Below are 15,722 nucleotides of genomic sequence, written 5' to 3'. Positions count from 1 at the left end.
AATCATACGCGTCAATACTACGAACCAACGCCAAAAAAATTCAGTTAAGCTGATTGTTTGTGGATTCACGATTTCTCCTTCTTTAATCTTAATTAATTTACACTTGATGGAATATAAACATAGCAAGTCGCTAAACTGGACAACCCCCGTGAAACATCCAGGGTTAACTGCTTGACTTCTATACCCGCAGTCTGCAATTTATCTACCCAATCTGTTGGAATTAGCAATATACTACCCTCCCGAGTAACCCGTCTCATTTTATTTATTGAATCTACCAACAAATCGCACCCGCCAGAACAATTTTTACCATACGGAGGATCAGTAACAATATAATCTATAGTCTTATCTTCAAACGGTAGTATTCGTACGTCACTAGCTATGGGTTCTTTAATAATAGAGCGATTAGGCTTATACCAAGATGGTAAATCGTCAAACAACAATTCCCACATTTTGCGATTTAATTTAGGAGCATAAAACTTGCCCAACCTCTCTAGCTCTCTGCCGTCTTCATAAGACAAGTCAGTCATATACACCTCTTTAGGGATCTCTCGTGAAGCTAGTAAATTAACCAACGTTCCTGCGCCAGCAAAAGGATCAAGGATAGTTTTATCTTTTAGCAAAGTACTAAATATAGGCCAAGCTTCGGCTATTTTATAGTGTTCTGGAGTCCATCGCTGAGACCTATTGTCTACAGATAAATTGCCACCATGATCAATAAAAAATCTGCTGTATCTTTTATAGTTTGCCCCAAACCAGAATCTTTCTTTTTTCCATAACACAACACTCCATAAATTCTTTATAAAGAGCTTATTGATATCGATGTTACGCATATATGTCAATTATAACCAGCTATCTCTAAGAAATATAGCGAGCTATACCCGCTGATGCTCATACGGAACAATTCCCGCTCGCATAGCCCTTACACATTCAGCCAGATTACCTGGCATATCGGCCCAAAAATCATCATCAAACAACATCGACAGTCGACTTGCCAGCAGCTTATCTTCGCGACCCTTAACTCTATCACACAGTTCGCACAGTCGCCACACAGCAAATCCATGAAGACTATCACTCAAGCCAACAGCCCTTAGGTGGTCGAAGAGGTTAACCAACTGTCGTATAACCTTAGGATCTTCTGTGGCCAACAAACTATCTGCAAAGTTATTTATATCAAAACTACCCAGCGGAGGCTTCACTATGGCGATAAATCCGATAAAGCCCGGCAAACAACCTTTTTCCTTCGCTTCTTTTGCCAACTCAGTAAAATCAATTTCGACTTCCCAGGTTAATTCTTCCGTATTCAAACTCTCATTAGCAACACGAACACCCAGACGCGGGTCAAACTTGCCGCCCATCTCTTTTATCAAGCCTTCCGCAAAAAGCCCAGGGCGCAAGCAAAGATCAATCTCCCGGCCATCCTCTATCAACCGATTAACAATATCCGTACAACTACTGTTGGCACCATACCCAAGGCGATTACGGTAGTAACTATCGAGCGGATCACTGCCGTAACGTTTTTCATAACGCTTATCTTCTGTAAAGAATACACCTCTATCATAGAAAAATACTTTAAGCTCTTCCGCGTGCTCAATATATTGACTTAAAACCATCTCAGCCAGCCAGTTAATTGGCAATATTCTGCTTCCAACAATAGTTTTTACATCCTCTATAAAATTACGCTCGCTCCTGGCAGCCTGAAGCTTAGCTACACCGCCACTCTGCCAAAAATAATTTTCGCCAGAGTGAGGATCAAACTCAAACCATAATCTTGCAATATCCTTAGCAGACAACTCTTCGTTTTTCTGTTGCTTGGCACGAATCTCGTCAATCTCTTTTATTTTATCCATCGTTTCTATTTTATCTCGTCCGCCCAGCAGTCCACCCACTGCTTCGCGCAACTCACCCATCATCTCTAGCTCGACTTGACCATTTTCGCCAATACCCAAAATCATTTGTATACTACCCCACATATTGGTGCATATCATAATACGAGGAATATTATTTTCACCAGTAGTAAGTACGCGAACAACGTCAATTTCTTTGTTGTCAAACAAATAATCCTTTATTGATTTAGTATCGCCAGGGAACCAATCAGTGCATTGTCCAGCAAGCAAAGCTTGTATCTGATCAGAAGAATTATCCTTAGGGGCACTTGAGTAGTTTTTACGGCGGACATATATCACATGCCACTCTCCTGACTGAGTTTCCCGACGCTGTTCCAATCCTAGACTCGTCGCAGCCGCAATTTCTTTACCATATAATTCGCTAAAATCAGCAGATTCTAATTTGCCAGATTCGTAATATCTCGCCGTCTCCTTATACGCCTCATAGAGCGCCTCGGTATTAACTTCTGGCAGCAGCGTTATACTTCCAGGCTCGCGCGCATTAAACCTCTCAGCCTGCGGATCAAACTCGCCCAACTTTGTATAGGCGCTTATAACATAAGAAGAAAACCAAGTAGGATATTTGCCAACTATCAGCGCTTTCTTCACCCGCTCCAAGCGCCCAGTCTGTACAGCTTGAAATACCCTAGCCATTCTTTCTTGTTCATTATAAGCATAATCAGAAACGCGAAATCTTCTGCGCCAGCCAGGTGACGAGTTGGCTAATTGCAACAACTTTTCCGAATCAGGCGGATTATTAGCAATTCTTTCTTTAGCCGCTGTTATTCCCATAGCATACGAATAACATGCATCCGTATTCCCATCAATCTCTACAGCATCCAAAGCAGACGATTTAGCTGGTTTTTTACCGATAAAAGAATCTGCTCGTATTTGCGAAGGGATAAAAGGCGCATGATCGCTTTCAGGCTTCTTCGTAGTTTCTTCCCGGTGCGGATCCAAAGGCACCTCTTTCCCCTCCTCAATTACCTGGCCCAGAACATACTGGGTCAATAGCTTCAGCTTATCTGAATCGCCCGGATTCTTTTCCTGACGATACGAATTGCCTAAACTCCCACACCTCTTCAGCAATGTATTTAGCTTGTCATCACCCCACTCCTTCGTTAACCTTGCAGCCGTATCGCTGTTTAAGAACCGTTCCATCTCCTCAGGAGTAGCCAAGTTCGCCATAGTATCAAAAACCCCAAATATTCTCTGGCTTCGTTCTTGCAATCTCCAACCTTCCTTCGGGTCTTCGTAATTATCCAAAGACACGCGGAGAGCTTCAGCCATTTGTTCGGCTATGTCAAACTTGCCAGGTTTCTCTTCTCGCAGTCTTCCTGCAACTTGCCCCATCTTTTCACCATCAGTAGAGGTTAGAAACATCTCCTGGCAGAGTATGCTTTCTAAATCTGGATCAAGAACAGTGCCCTCGTTTGAATCGGGAAGTGGATCACAAATACTACCATATGACCACTCTGCTTCGGCGTGACCATTACTCATAATTTAATAATAGCATATTTTTTTCTAATCGTCAATATTATAATGGTAAATAACTACCTACGCCCAATTCTATCGTCCTAGACCTCTTTAGTCTTATCCCTAAGGATGATGGCCCTCTCTTTACGGGTTTGATACACGGCATTTTCCAGTTCTGTTGGACAAGTTGTATACAATCTTCTATGTTTTATTCTATATACTTCTTCAACGTTACCGTATCACCCACCCGCGCCTCGCGTGTCGTTTTCAGGTTTGTTACAATATAGCCAATTTCGCCAGTTTCAAGCGAAGGGTCGGGTTGCATGGCTGGGTTAAGATGACCAACTTCCAGAGCTAGTCCATTTGCGCCAGTCGCCATCATTCGGATAGATTCGCCCTTTTTAATTCGCCCATCAACCACCCGCACGTATAAAATCACGCCACGATAATCGTCATAATAGCTATCAAAAATCAACGCCCGAGTCGGATCATCAACCTCACCAGTTGGCGCTGGAATTTTATCAACAACCGCATCCAAAACCTTGTCTACATTTTGACCAGTTTTAGCAGAAATATGAATAATCTCGCGCTCGTCGCAGCCCAACAAATTAATAACTTGCCTGGATACGCGCGGTATGTCGGCGGCCGGAAGATCAACCTTATTCAGGACCGGAATAATTGTCAAATCCTGCTCCATCGCCAAGTAAACATTCGACAATGTTTGCGCCTGAATTCCCTGGCTGGCATCAACCACTAATATCGCGCCCTCGCAAGCCTGCAAGCTACGCGAAACTTCATAACTAAAGTCGACATGCCCCGGAGTATCAATCAAATTCAGATCGACATTTTTATATCGCATTCGCACTGGCGCCAACTTAATAGTGATGCCTTTTTCCCGCTCCAAATCCATCGAATCCAGTAACTGCGATTTCATCTCGCGCTTTTCTACCGTCCCAGTCATTTCCATCATTCGATCGGCCAGCGTAGACTTGCCGTGATCAATATGAGCAATAATACAAAAATTCCGAATATTTTCCATTAGCCCTTAAACTCCAATCGTCCAAATAACACTTTTTTCAATCGTGCAAGAATCGGGTCAATTTCTGGCAATTTTAGCCACTTTGAAGTCGCGGCATACGTGCCAAAACTGACCAATGAAATGATAACAAATTTCGGGAAAGCGCTAAAGAAACTGTCGTCATGATAACGAAACGGCATAATTAGCACGGCAACATAACAAACCACACCCGTAACAGTACCAGCAATTATCATCTTAAAAATCGCTCGCACAAACGTCATGTCAAATAATTTTGGCATTTGACGATTCATAACCGCCAAAAGCACAACCACTTCCAAAACCGCTACTGTCGATTGAGCCCAAGCCAATCCATACGCGCCCATTTTCAAGACCATCGATAGAACAATTGCTAAAATAATATTCAAAGTAATCGAGAAAATTGAAATATATAGCGGAGTTTTTGTATCTTGGCGGGCGTAAAATGCTCGCGCGGCCATATGGTAAATAGTTCGGAATAAAATCGCCACGACCAGACAGCCCAAAATTCCCGCGATTAGTTGATTGCCACCATTGCGGATAAAATGCACGACGTATCCCCTGGTAAAGAAAATCACCACCGACACCGGAAGCGCCATCCAAAAAATAATTCTCAGCAGAGAACGCAGGTCTTTTTGAAATAGGTCATTTCGACCTTCGCCCAAATGCTCAGTTAATTGCGGAAAGGCGGCATTTGAAATCGCCACGCCAATAAGATTGATCGGCATCATATGAAGAGTCAAAGCCTGTTGGTACGCCCTAACCGTTCCATCAGCCAAGCGCGAAGCCAAATTGACCTCGACCAAGCTAACCACATAATCCATTCCTTGATCAACAGAACGCGCAGGCAATAAAGATAAAACTTTCCTAAATCCCTTATTTCGCCAGTAAATTTTGAAATTGTAATCAAACCCAAGTCCAGCCAAGCCAACCGCACTGACGATCAATTGTAAAAATGATCCCAAAACCACACCCAATGCCACGCCCATAATGCCACCGTCAAAAATCTGCCAGCCGAATAAATTGACGCCGCCGGTAAACCACACTGTACCGATAATAATACCGACGTTATATAGCATTGGAGCCAGCGCACAGAACATAAATCGCCCGACCGCTTGCTGAATACTAGCAATCACCGCCGCAACCGCAAAGATAAACGGATTAACCGCGATCACCTGCATCATACTAACCGCCAAAGCATGACCAGATTCACTCAGACCAGGCGCGATTAAATACTTCATCAACGGATCAGCGAAAATAATAATCAACACCGACGCCGCCATGGTTATTAGCGCCATAAAATTAATCATGCTCGAGCTAATTTGCCAAGCCGACTGCTTATTACCCTTGACCCAGCGCTCATTAAAAACTGGAATGAACGTCACACTAAGCGCACCAGAAACCAGCACTGCAAACATAAAATCTGGCACCATAAAAGCTGCCGTATAAGCGTCTAGTCCAACGGGGTATCCCGCCAGCGCTCCATTTTCGCTTGGCATATAGGCGGAGTTGAGTAAACGATCACGGAAAAACCCCAACAAGCTCGACAACAACGTCGAGCCCGCCAGGATAGTAGCAGCCAATTTCACATTAAGCCGCTGATTTATTTTCGTAACTGTACTACGAACGCGCCCCATATTATTTTACGAATGCAGTTTAGCTTCTTTTGGTAACTTAGTGCCTTTAAGAATCTCGTCAACCTCAGATTCTTCCAGAGTTTCTTCCTTCAGTAAGGCCTCAGCCAACTTATCGAGGAACGAACGATTCTCTTTCAATACCAGCATTGCACGATGTTTAGCTTCGGTAATCAATTGTGCAACTTCCTCATCAATCATCTTCGCAGTTTCATCAGAATACGGACGCTCTCTGGTCATTTTATCGAACATCAAGCCGCCGTTATCTTCATGGAATACTTGATCGCGTAAGCCCTTGCCCATTCCTTGCTCAATCACCATATCACGGGCAATTTCAGTCGCTTTTCGTAAATCCGAACCAGCTCCAGTAGTGATTCCGTCATCGCCATAAATCAATTGCTCAGCGATTCGTCCACCCATTGCCCGAGCCAAAATATCCTTGAACTCGTAAACATTTGTGTAACTCTTATCTTCTGGCGGCAAGAACCATGTCACTCCACCGGTACCGCCGCGCGGAATAATTGTAACCTTGTGGACTGGGTCGGAATCAGGCAAGACGTGACCAACAATTGCGTGGCCAGCTTCGTGATAAGCAGTCAATTCTTTCTCGTGATCGTTCATTATCTTGGTCTTACGCTCTGGACCAATTGCCACACGCTCAAACGCCTCAGTTAATTCGTCATTTGAGATCTTCTTCTTGTTGCGACGAGCGGCAATAATTGCAGCTTCATTAGCCATATTCGCCAAATCCGCACCAGATGAGCCGGCGGTTTTTGCCGCCAATTTATCAAGATCAACAGTTTCATCAGTTGGTTTTTTCTTAAAGTGAACCTTCAGAATTGCCTCACGATCTTTGCGTTCTGGAAGCGTAATATTTACACGCCGGTCAAATCGTCCAGGTCGAAGCAAAGCTGGATCCAAAACGTCCGCGCGGTTGGTTGCCGCCAAAACAATAACATTAGTCTCGCCATCAAAACCATCCATCTCCACCAAAATCTGATTCAGAGTTTGCTCACGCTCGTCATGACCGCCACCCATACCAGAGCCACGCTTACGACCTACAGCATCAATCTCATCGATAAAGATAATACACGGGGCATTTTTCTTAGCCTTAGAAAATAGGTCTCGCACTCGGCTAGCACCAACACCAACAAACATTTCCACAAATTCAGAACCAGAAATTGAGAAGAATGGCACACCAGCCTCGCCAGCAACAGCTCGGGCTAGCATCGTCTTACCCGTGCCCGGATTGCCGACTAATAATACGCCTTTTGGAATCTTTGCACCCAAATCTTTATATTTCTTCGGATGCTTGAGAAAATCAACAACTTCCTGCAAATCTTGCTTGGCGTTATCATTTCCAGCGATATCTGTAAACAGAACCTTTTCTTTGTCTTGTCCATACAGGCGAGCCTTACTCTTGCCGAATCCCATAGCTTGATTATTTTGACCCTGAGCTTGGCGCATCATAAACATAAAGAACACCACGATAATCAGCACAGGCACAACCATAACCGCCAGATTCCACATTGTTTCGCCGGTTGTGGATGGTGGAATAACCTTCACCTCAACCTTAGCATCCTTGTTCAAGCCCTGCTCATAAATGCTACTAGATTCCTTGACTGAATGCTCGGTAGGTTTTGATTGGTCTTTCGGAGTAATCTTAATATCGTTTCCTTGAATCTCCAATTGAGCAATTTTACCGTCATTTGCTCGACGCACTACATCAGATAATGCAACATCTTTAAGATTCGACGCAGGGAAGAGTGTTGCGTAAAAAATCAACGCTACAAAAATTATAATTGCCCAAAACAATCCAAATCGTAAAATTTGACTTATTCTATTCTTTCCATTTCTTTGAGGCATCTTAACAGCCATTCTCAACTAATCCTTTCGCCTATACTAATCAAACTCTCTTTATTATAACACTTCTTAGCGTCAATTTCATCACAATGCCGCCGCCAACTTGCCAGCACGAGCCAGCTCTTCCAGTTTTTATAGCAATTAGCATACGCTCCAATTGAGAACCTAGTAACGACACATCATAATGTCGTAAAACGTAATAATATAGCAATTCTTGTGCGACATTATCATCTATCATCGTCAAAAAATACCGGCTCAGGACTTCTCCATCAAGCTTCTCTATTTCCTGCTCAATTTTCCCTCTTAATTCTCTCTGTTTTCGCCACGCCTCATACACTCCAAGTTTCTGATATTCATCAAGTTCACGATTTATCTTGCGCCTAAATTTATTTCTCTGATACAAGTCGCTTTGATTTGTCTCATCTTCACACCATTCCAATTTCTGGCGAATCGCATATTCATAAATTCTCTGCTTCGTCCAGCTATTCATCGGTCTAACTATTTGACTATCACTCATCCCCGCCAAACCTCGCCACCTAGAACCACGCTTAAGATTCATTGCTACAGTTTCAATAATGTCATCTCTATGATGCGCCGTCACTATCATACCATCAAAATCCGTCGCCACGCCACGCAAAAATTCATAACGCCTTTGGCGCGCCAATTCTTCACTGGCATCAGCCCCCAACTTTTCGCGCCGACAAACAAATTGTATTTTATATCTATCAGCTAAAGCCTCGACAAATCTAGCATCGCTCGCCGAATCCTCACGAATTCCGTGGTCAAAATGAGCGACCACCAAATCTTTTTCCGTTCGCGACATCAAATCCAGCAAAACTACCGAATCAATCCCACCACTGACTGCGATAATATATCTCACATATCCATTATCTCACAATTTACCTAAAACGTATTTGGCAAATTTTATACTATCTGTTACAATCAATGCAGCGTGGCACCGTAGCTCAGCTGGTTAGAGCGCAGGACTCATAAGCCTGAGGTCGGTGGTTCGGGTCCACCCGGTGCTACCAGGGATTATCTTTTCCTCGCCAATACGGCGGGGAATTTTTTATAGGTGCTGAATTAAATTAGCTCAAGATCTTCAGATTGAACGCCATCCAAAGCCGCCAATCGTCGCGACACAAAACTATCCAATTCCCATGAATTACGCTGACGTTCCCACGTTGCTAAATCCTTTTTTCGGGTTACTTCTAAAAATTCAGCTAATTCACTGGTGTTGATTTCCATATTTTTTTTCCTTTTTGTGTTAATTATTTAACTGTCTTTATACTATCATAAATTTGACAAAAAAGCAATACCTTTTTCGGTCATTATTTACCTTTTCATTCCGCTTGTGGTACACTGGTAGGGAAGGATTTATACACAAAAATGACCCCCGTAACAATCTCGTCACTGGCCACCATAATTTTTGCAGCGATTATTCACGCTAGTTTTCAGCTTAGCGTTAGTGTTTTAACGTTACTTAGCGGACATTCAATTGGCAAAAAAACCGCCCAGAGAAAAATTTTTCGTATGAGCAATAGTTTTGTACTTGGAGTCGCAATGATCACCTTGTTACTTATCAGCTCAATCTCCTATTTCTTATCACTATTCATCCACCACGCCACCAGCGCAGAACAACTCGTTGCCGCCGTCTCTTCAGGAATGATGTTTGGCTTAGGAATCGCAATTTGGGCATTCTACTTTCGACGACAACCAGGAACTTCATTATGGCTTCCACGCAATTTTGCAGAATATTTAAACAAGCGCACCAAAAAAACCAAAAATTCCATAGAAAGCTTTGCTCTGGGAATAATTAGCGTTATTGCAGAAATTGTATTCATCATCGCGCCAATTATCGCCGCCAGTCTGGCCATTATCACCCTACCAAACCCCTTCTTGCAAATCATCAGCATAGCGATCTACGTCATCGTGTCCGCACTGCCGTTGCTTGTCGTTATCGTCTTGATCGGCAGCGGACGCAGCATCTCTAATTTACAGCGTTGGCGAGAAGACCATAAGAGATTTTTGCAATTCGCCAGCGGCGGTAGCTTATTAATTTTAGCAGCATTCCTATTTGTCGACCGCGTTATTGGCGTCATTAGCTACGGAGGCAATTTATGGTAAAGCCAGGTCAAATTGACGTCATCAAACAAGGAAAACGACCTCCAGAGGAGTTTAGTCCAGACAAGCTCCATAATTCCATAATTGCCACTTGCCTAAGCGTTCGTACGCCAGAAGGTCAAGCTCAAGACATTGCAAAAACCGTCACTTTGGGCGTTATGAATTGGTGTGAAACTCACCCAGAAATAACCTCTGCCGATATCCGCCGCCAAGCACAACATATTATGAAAACTCTACATCCTGACGCAGCCTATTTATATAAAAATTATAAAACCATAATTTAGGAGATTTGATGTCGCAAAAACCAACTTTTGACTATGACTATATCGTAATTGGTAGCGGCGCTGGCGGGTCACCCGCAGCCAGCATATTAGCAAGTGCCGGAAAAAAAGTTGCTGTTGTAGAAAAATCAACATTCGGCGGGGAATCGCCAAACTGGGGAGATGTACCAACTGGATTCTTAACTCACGCTCTTAACGTTTATCAAACAGCCAAAGATGCCGCTAAGTTTGGACTGCGCACCAACTCGGTTGGGTATAATTACCCTTCTCTACTCTCCTGGAAAGACAAAGTCGTAAAGAGAACTGGAGCTGGCGGCAATCGCTATTATTACGAAAAGCAAGGCATTAGTGTTTTTGCTGGCAATGCACATTTCTTGAGTCCGAATGAAATAGCCGTCAATCGCAGATATTTGTCCGCTCGCAAATTTCTCATTGCAACTGGATCTGATTGGCAAATTCCAGAAATACCTGGATTAAGTGCCGTTTCTTATCACACTCCAAAAACTATTTTTAGCTTGAAGCGCCCACCAAAAACCATGTTCATTGTTGGCGCGGGAGCTACGGCACTAGAATTGGCACATATCTTCTCCACCCTGGGAACAAAAGTTTACGTAGCAGAAAAATCGTCCAGAATATTATCAACATTTGACCCAGAAGTCAGTGCTTTGGTTACGAATGACGCAAAAAATCGCAATATTTCAATCTTAGCTCGCACTAAGATTATCGCTATACAAAAATCGTCTATACAAAAGCGCGTCACTTTTCTGCAGGGGCGAATAGAAAAATCTGTGCGCGTTGATGAGATTCTAATTGCCGACCAACAATTGCCTGCGACAGATTTAGGATTAGAAAACGCTGGCGTAAAATATACCGAAAATGGCATTTTGGTTAATTCTTACCTGCAAACTTCCGCTCGGCATATTTTTGCCGCAGGAAATGTAACTGACGCTAATATCCAAACTCACACAGCTTTAGCGCAGAGTCGTATTGCGGCTCATAATTTGCTACATAATAATAAGATTAAATTCAATGATTCCCCACGCTTACAAGTTGCATTTACTCAGCCAGAAATAGCTCAAATTGGAATGAATGAATATGATTGTAAGGTGAAAGGAATAAGCGCAAAAATAGCAATTGTTCCGCTCACGACTACGGTACGCAGCAATATTACCGACCAGCGAATAGGTTTTGTGAAATTGATCGTTGACAAAAAACGAGTTATCATAGGCGGAACGATCGTCGGACCGCACGCTAGCGATATGGCAGCTGAGCTAGCCCTGGCCGTTCGACATAAAATTACCAGCGAAGAACTAGCGTCCACTCCGCATTGTTTTACTTCTTGGTCAGAAGCCGTGCGAATTGCCGCTGGAAAACTTCTATAATTACCTCTGATGCGCTATAATAAGTCTCACGGGGGCGTAGCTCAGGGGTTAGAGCAGTCGGCTCATAACCGATTGGTCGCTGGTTCGATCCCAGCCGCCCCCACCACAGTCTGAATTTGATAATCATAAGATGAATATTTTTACCATTCCTGCTACAATATTATGTGGTAGATATTAAATTTGCAAAAATGAACAAATTAAAACTCAAACGATTAATTTACAGAATACAGCACGACTATTTGACCCTAAATAATGTCGTTATTGCTGCTGCGATTTTAATTGCCATGAGTTGGGCCTGGGGCTCCATTGAATCAATGCAAAAAAACTACGAACTGCAACGCTCTATTGACAACAAACGCCAGCAAGTGGAAATAGAAAAATTACAAGTCGCCTTGCTGGAATACGAATCGAAATATTATCAAAGCGAAGAATATCAAGAATTAACCATTAGACAGCGCACAGGAAAAGGTCTACCCGGCGAAAAACAGCTCATCACCCAATCTTTCGAAAGCGCCACACTCGCCCAAAAACTTGCGTCGAGCGCGAAGCGAACAGATAGCAACTTCCAGCAATGGATGAACTTTCTATTTGGAGGAAACAGTCATAAACACTAAGGTGTTGCAATTATTACGCTAGGCTGATATCATAATTATGTATCGCGGGGTAGAGCAGCCTGGTAGCTCGTTTGGCTCATAACCAAAAGGTCGTAGGTTCAAATCCTACCCCCGCCACCAAGAAAAATCCCTCTTCGTCTAGAAGGGGGCTTTTTCTTTACGCATTATTATCTATGCAACCCTTATTCCAACCCGAACGTTTCTTGCCTGCTTTAGTCAGAGATGTGGCTGTGCGAACTTTTTTATAATCCAAAACATCACTTAGGACAGCCCCTCCTAATTTACCATACAGTTCACAATCAAGCTTAAGTGGACATGCTTCACAAGCGCTTATAGCAAGTCTGCCAACTTCAGAAATATCACTACCCCTGTTTCTTTCTATGCGACGAGCTCGATCATAGTCGCCACGACCTCTATGACATTCGGCAAAGCCAGCACGACGACGAATCCTACCGAAAAGATCACACATCTCAACTATAATTCTATTTCTCTTCGTAAAATCTTTATCACTATAACTATTCGCATCAGGAACAAAATCTTCGCCTAAATAGTCCAACGGCACAACATTACCGTCCGAATCAACAACATCAATAACGCCCGCTCTGTTCGGTCTAGCAAGATCCAACACTTCAGCCGTCTTCAACTCCATACGGTAGCTATTATACCACAATATCCACAAATAATCAACCCCAACAAAAAACTCCCCTGCTTTTTACAGAGGAGTTGTGGCACCTGTTTGTTTGGTTATACTATATCACCAAACGCGCTTATGGTGCAAGCAAAGGACTATTTTTTCTTAGAAATTGTCAAAAAGCCGTTGCGTGGGTTTTCTTTCACAATACGATCTTCTGGTAGATCACATGGTGTACCCTTTTCATTCTTCTCAACCTTAGCGAAGAAGTAAATAGTTTGAGTCTTGCCACCGCGCAAAGTTACGTCAGTCTTATGCAAGTAATATGTGATGCCCTTTGAGTTGGTATGTTTATAAGCCATTTGGTTATATACCTCCTATTAATGATATACCTATATAGATTACTATCTCTATATCACCCCTGTCAAGCTAAAAAAGCTTATTTCGTCGTCTAATCATCAACTTTAACATCCCCAGAATAACCAACCTCATTACGATAATCATGGCAATAAATATCGTCACTAGCAAAGACCACCCCGCGTAATCAGCTGACCATATCGGCGAGACGAAAGTGTGATAATACGGCTCAGTTGAAGGCGCTTCAAACTGCAAGTTAGTGGCTTTCGCGGCAGGATATTTCGCCCACTCCTCGTTAATACAATTGATATACCTCGGATCCGCCTGTGTCGTAAATCGGCCGTAACCGCCTTGCTGCGCTCTAGCATCACAGACAGCCCTAACTTTCGACACAGTATCATTGTTAGACTGATTTTTTATCTCCTCCTCGAACTCTTTCAGCTTCCGGTCATACATTTGTTTATACGCATGATCCAGCGCAATCTTCCCCGGATCAGCGTTCATATGTGTAGATACATAACGCTGCAAATCGTATAGTCGCTGCTGAAGATTGACTATATCTCCAGCCCTATCTGCATGCTCCACAGATTCTCGTCGTTCGACCATACCAACATTATTCAACCTCAAAAAAGTTGCCGAAATAAAACCAGACATAATCAATAAAATAACCAACTGCCAAGTCTTAATCTGACTGAGTCGCTTAATTCTGAACTTAGTTTTCTTCTTGTCTATAGCCATCCCACCACCTTCTCTATGATTTTAGTATAGCAAATTATCCCAATGACGTGAATATTGTTACCGCTGCGGTGGTATAATATTTGTATGCGAATTTATTTTTCAGGAATTGGCGGCGTTGGCATCGGACCGCTGAGTAGAATTGCTTTAGAGGCTGGATATGACGTTTGCGGCTCCGACAGATCACCAAGTCTAATCACAAACGAATTAGAGTCAGCTGGAATTCCTATTTCTTTTGATCAATCTGGCGCGTTCCTGCAATCAGAGCACGATAAATCACCATTTGACTGGTTTATTTACACCGCTGCTTTACCGGAAGATCACCCAGAGCTAGTCTTGGCACGAAAATTAGGCATAAAAACCAGCAAGCGCGACGAATTGCTGGCACAGATTATTGCTGATAAAAACCTGAAACTTATCGCGGTCGCTGGTACCCACGGAAAAACCACAACAACAAGCCTGCTAGTCTGGACAATGGAACAATTGCAAATTCCTGTCAGTTATTCTGTAGGCTCGACTTTAAGCTTTGGACCGAGCGGAACGTTTGATAAAAATAGCCAATTTTTCGTATACGAGTGTGATGAATTTGATCGCAACTTTTTGCATTTTTCTCCAGAAATTAGCCTTATCACATCTGTTGACTACGACCATCCAGACACATATCCAACAAAAGAATCTTACTTAGATGCCTTTCGCGAATTCGGTGAAAAATCTAAAAAAATTATCGCGTGGCAAGAAAATTCCGCCATATTTGATGAGAAAAATCTAACAATCTTGCACGATTCCAATAAAAATATCACTCTGCCTGGCGAGCATAATCGAAAGAACGCTACTTTGGTGATTGAAGCTTTGAAGAATATCGGAGTGGACGCGGAGGAGTTAGAAATATACCAAGCAATAAACTCCTTCCCCGGCTCAGGACGACGTTTTGAAAAGCTCGCCGAAAATCTATATTCTGACTACGGACATCACCCAGTTGAGATTCAAGCGACATTACAGATGGCTAAGGAGTTGTCAAACGATGTAGCTCTGGTTTATCAGCCACACCAAAATGTTCGCCAGCACGAAATAATTGGTCAATACACTAATGATATTTTCCGTGATGCCAATGAAATTTACTGGCTGCCAACTTACTTAACTAGGGAAAATCCAGATTTGCCAACTTTAACACCACAACAACTTGCCAAAAATATCGACAAAGAAAAAGTTCATTTTGCCGAATTAGATGACAGTTTATGGCAGGAAATCACCGCAGCAAAGAACTCTGGAAAGCTCGTCCTGTGTATGGGCGCTGGCACAATCGACGGATGGATTCGCGAGCAATTAGCTAAAAATTAGCGATCATCGCCGCTGCCGTGAATCTTCCCTCGACTCTGGCGACTGAGCAGTTTATCATTATTTCTGCGAGCCACCTCTTCTAAACTACAACCGAGCAAATGCGCTATAGAATTGACATACCAAAGCACGTCACCGAGCTCTTTTATTATTGCGTCGCGATCATTCTCTGAGATCTCGCCATTTTTATCACGTAAAATTTTCTTAAACTTCTCCATAACTTCGCCAGATTCACCACTTAATCCCAATATCTGCGCCATCAATCTCGCGTCAACATCACCATATTTATGAGAATCTTTATCTGTTAAAGTAGAAATTGCTTTAGTTGAGTAGTCGTTAAATTGCATAATATT

Annotated in this window: 16 protein-coding genes and 3 tRNA genes; 8 read left to right on the top strand and 11 right to left on the bottom strand. The window is 42.9% G+C overall.

The window, feature by feature from the left end; all coding sequences use genetic code 11:
- Positions 1-92 precede the first annotated feature (92 nt).
- The 6 genes from LRM49_RS00480 to tilS all read right to left on the bottom strand — a co-directional run bounded on the left by LRM49_RS00480 (position 93) and on the right by tilS (position 8,790).
- Positions 93-830: a TRM11 family methyltransferase gene (locus LRM49_RS00480; protein ID WP_243777939.1), complete on the bottom strand. Its 738-nt coding sequence runs from the start codon at positions 828-830 to the stop codon at positions 93-95.
- Between the two features lie 42 nt (positions 831-872).
- Entirely contained in the window at positions 873-3,383 is a 2,511-nt protein-coding gene (locus LRM49_RS00475; RefSeq protein WP_243777938.1) for a hypothetical protein, read from the bottom strand.
- 184 nt (positions 3,384-3,567) lie between these two features.
- Positions 3,568-4,398, bottom strand: coding sequence for a GTP-binding protein (locus tag LRM49_RS00470; protein WP_243777937.1), 831 nt, complete (start codon positions 4,396-4,398; stop codon positions 3,568-3,570).
- A complete protein-coding gene (gene murJ / locus LRM49_RS00465; protein WP_243777936.1) occupies positions 4,398-6,050 on the bottom strand; it encodes a murein biosynthesis integral membrane protein MurJ in 1,653 nt (550 codons plus the stop codon). Before murJ ends, LRM49_RS00470 begins: the two co-directional genes overlap by 1 nt.
- Before the next feature lie 6 nt (positions 6,051-6,056).
- A complete protein-coding gene (gene ftsH / locus LRM49_RS00460; RefSeq protein ID WP_129745095.1) occupies positions 6,057-7,925 on the bottom strand; it encodes an ATP-dependent zinc metalloprotease FtsH in 1,869 nt (622 codons plus the stop codon).
- 28 nt (positions 7,926-7,953) lie between these two features.
- Positions 7,954-8,790: a tRNA lysidine(34) synthetase TilS gene (gene tilS, locus LRM49_RS00455; protein WP_243777935.1), complete on the bottom strand. Its 837-nt coding sequence runs from the start codon at positions 8,788-8,790 to the stop codon at positions 7,954-7,956.
- Between the two features lie 74 nt (positions 8,791-8,864).
- Here tilS and LRM49_RS00450 point away from each other — a divergent pair.
- Positions 8,865-8,941 (top strand) — tRNA-Met (locus LRM49_RS00450).
- A 52-nt stretch (positions 8,942-8,993) separates the two neighbouring features.
- Here LRM49_RS00450 and LRM49_RS00445 read toward each other — a convergent pair.
- Positions 8,994-9,158, bottom strand: a complete 165-nt coding sequence (locus LRM49_RS00445) for a hypothetical protein (protein ID WP_243777934.1) — start codon at positions 9,156-9,158, stop codon at positions 8,994-8,996.
- A 141-nt stretch (positions 9,159-9,299) separates the two neighbouring features.
- Here LRM49_RS00445 and LRM49_RS00440 point away from each other — a divergent pair, with 141 nt between their 5' ends.
- The 6 genes from LRM49_RS00440 to LRM49_RS00415 all read left to right on the top strand — a co-directional run bounded on the left by LRM49_RS00440 (position 9,300) and on the right by LRM49_RS00415 (position 12,431).
- Complete coding sequence (locus LRM49_RS00440) at positions 9,300-10,037, top strand: hypothetical protein (RefSeq protein WP_243777933.1); 738 nt, start codon at positions 9,300-9,302, stop codon at positions 10,035-10,037.
- Positions 10,031-10,318, top strand: a complete 288-nt coding sequence (locus LRM49_RS00435; RefSeq protein ID WP_243777932.1) for a hypothetical protein — start codon at positions 10,031-10,033, stop codon at positions 10,316-10,318. The genes LRM49_RS00440 and LRM49_RS00435 overlap by 7 nt, the downstream gene beginning before the upstream one ends.
- Before the next feature lie 8 nt (positions 10,319-10,326).
- Positions 10,327-11,697, top strand: a complete 1,371-nt coding sequence (locus tag LRM49_RS00430; protein WP_243777931.1) for a dihydrolipoyl dehydrogenase family protein — start codon at positions 10,327-10,329, stop codon at positions 11,695-11,697.
- Between the two features lie 30 nt (positions 11,698-11,727).
- Positions 11,728-11,803 (top strand) — tRNA-Ile (locus LRM49_RS00425).
- A 58-nt stretch (positions 11,804-11,861) separates the two neighbouring features.
- A complete protein-coding gene (locus LRM49_RS00420) occupies positions 11,862-12,311 on the top strand; it encodes a hypothetical protein (RefSeq protein ID WP_243777930.1) in 450 nt (149 codons plus the stop codon).
- Between the two features lie 43 nt (positions 12,312-12,354).
- Positions 12,355-12,431 (top strand) — tRNA-Met (locus tag LRM49_RS00415).
- A gap of 37 nt (positions 12,432-12,468) precedes the next feature.
- Here the strand turns inward: LRM49_RS00415 and LRM49_RS00410 are convergent.
- The 3 genes from LRM49_RS00410 to LRM49_RS00400 all read right to left on the bottom strand — a co-directional run bounded on the left by LRM49_RS00410 (position 12,469) and on the right by LRM49_RS00400 (position 14,037).
- Positions 12,469-12,960 carry a hypothetical protein gene (locus LRM49_RS00410; protein WP_243777929.1) on the bottom strand — a complete coding sequence of 164 codons (492 nt, stop codon included), beginning with the start codon at positions 12,958-12,960 and terminating at the stop codon, positions 12,469-12,471.
- A gap of 137 nt (positions 12,961-13,097) precedes the next feature.
- Entirely contained in the window at positions 13,098-13,304 is a 207-nt protein-coding gene (locus LRM49_RS00405; protein WP_082001355.1) for a hypothetical protein, read from the bottom strand.
- 67 nt (positions 13,305-13,371) lie between these two features.
- Positions 13,372-14,037, bottom strand: a complete 666-nt coding sequence (locus tag LRM49_RS00400) for a hypothetical protein (protein WP_243777928.1) — start codon at positions 14,035-14,037, stop codon at positions 13,372-13,374.
- Positions 14,038-14,121: 84 nt separating this feature from the next.
- On the opposite strand from LRM49_RS00400, the gene LRM49_RS00395 reads away from it, so the two are divergent.
- Positions 14,122-15,372, top strand: coding sequence for a UDP-N-acetylmuramate--L-alanine ligase (locus tag LRM49_RS00395; protein WP_243777927.1), 1,251 nt, complete (start codon positions 14,122-14,124; stop codon positions 15,370-15,372).
- Here the strand turns inward: LRM49_RS00395 and LRM49_RS00390 are convergent.
- Positions 15,369-15,716, bottom strand: a complete 348-nt coding sequence (locus tag LRM49_RS00390; protein WP_232736137.1) for a nucleoside triphosphate pyrophosphohydrolase family protein — start codon at positions 15,714-15,716, stop codon at positions 15,369-15,371. The genes LRM49_RS00395 and LRM49_RS00390 overlap by 4 nt on opposite strands.
- Positions 15,717-15,722: the final 6 nt, after the last annotated feature.

Origin of the sequence: Candidatus Nanosynbacter sp. HMT-352 (assembly GCF_022819365.1) — a bacterium.
Taxonomy (GTDB): domain Bacteria; phylum Patescibacteriota; class Saccharimonadia; order Saccharimonadales; family Saccharimonadaceae; genus Nanosynbacter.
The sequence above is the reverse complement of the archived record's forward strand: the minus strand, read 5'-3'. Positions and strand labels throughout refer to the sequence as shown.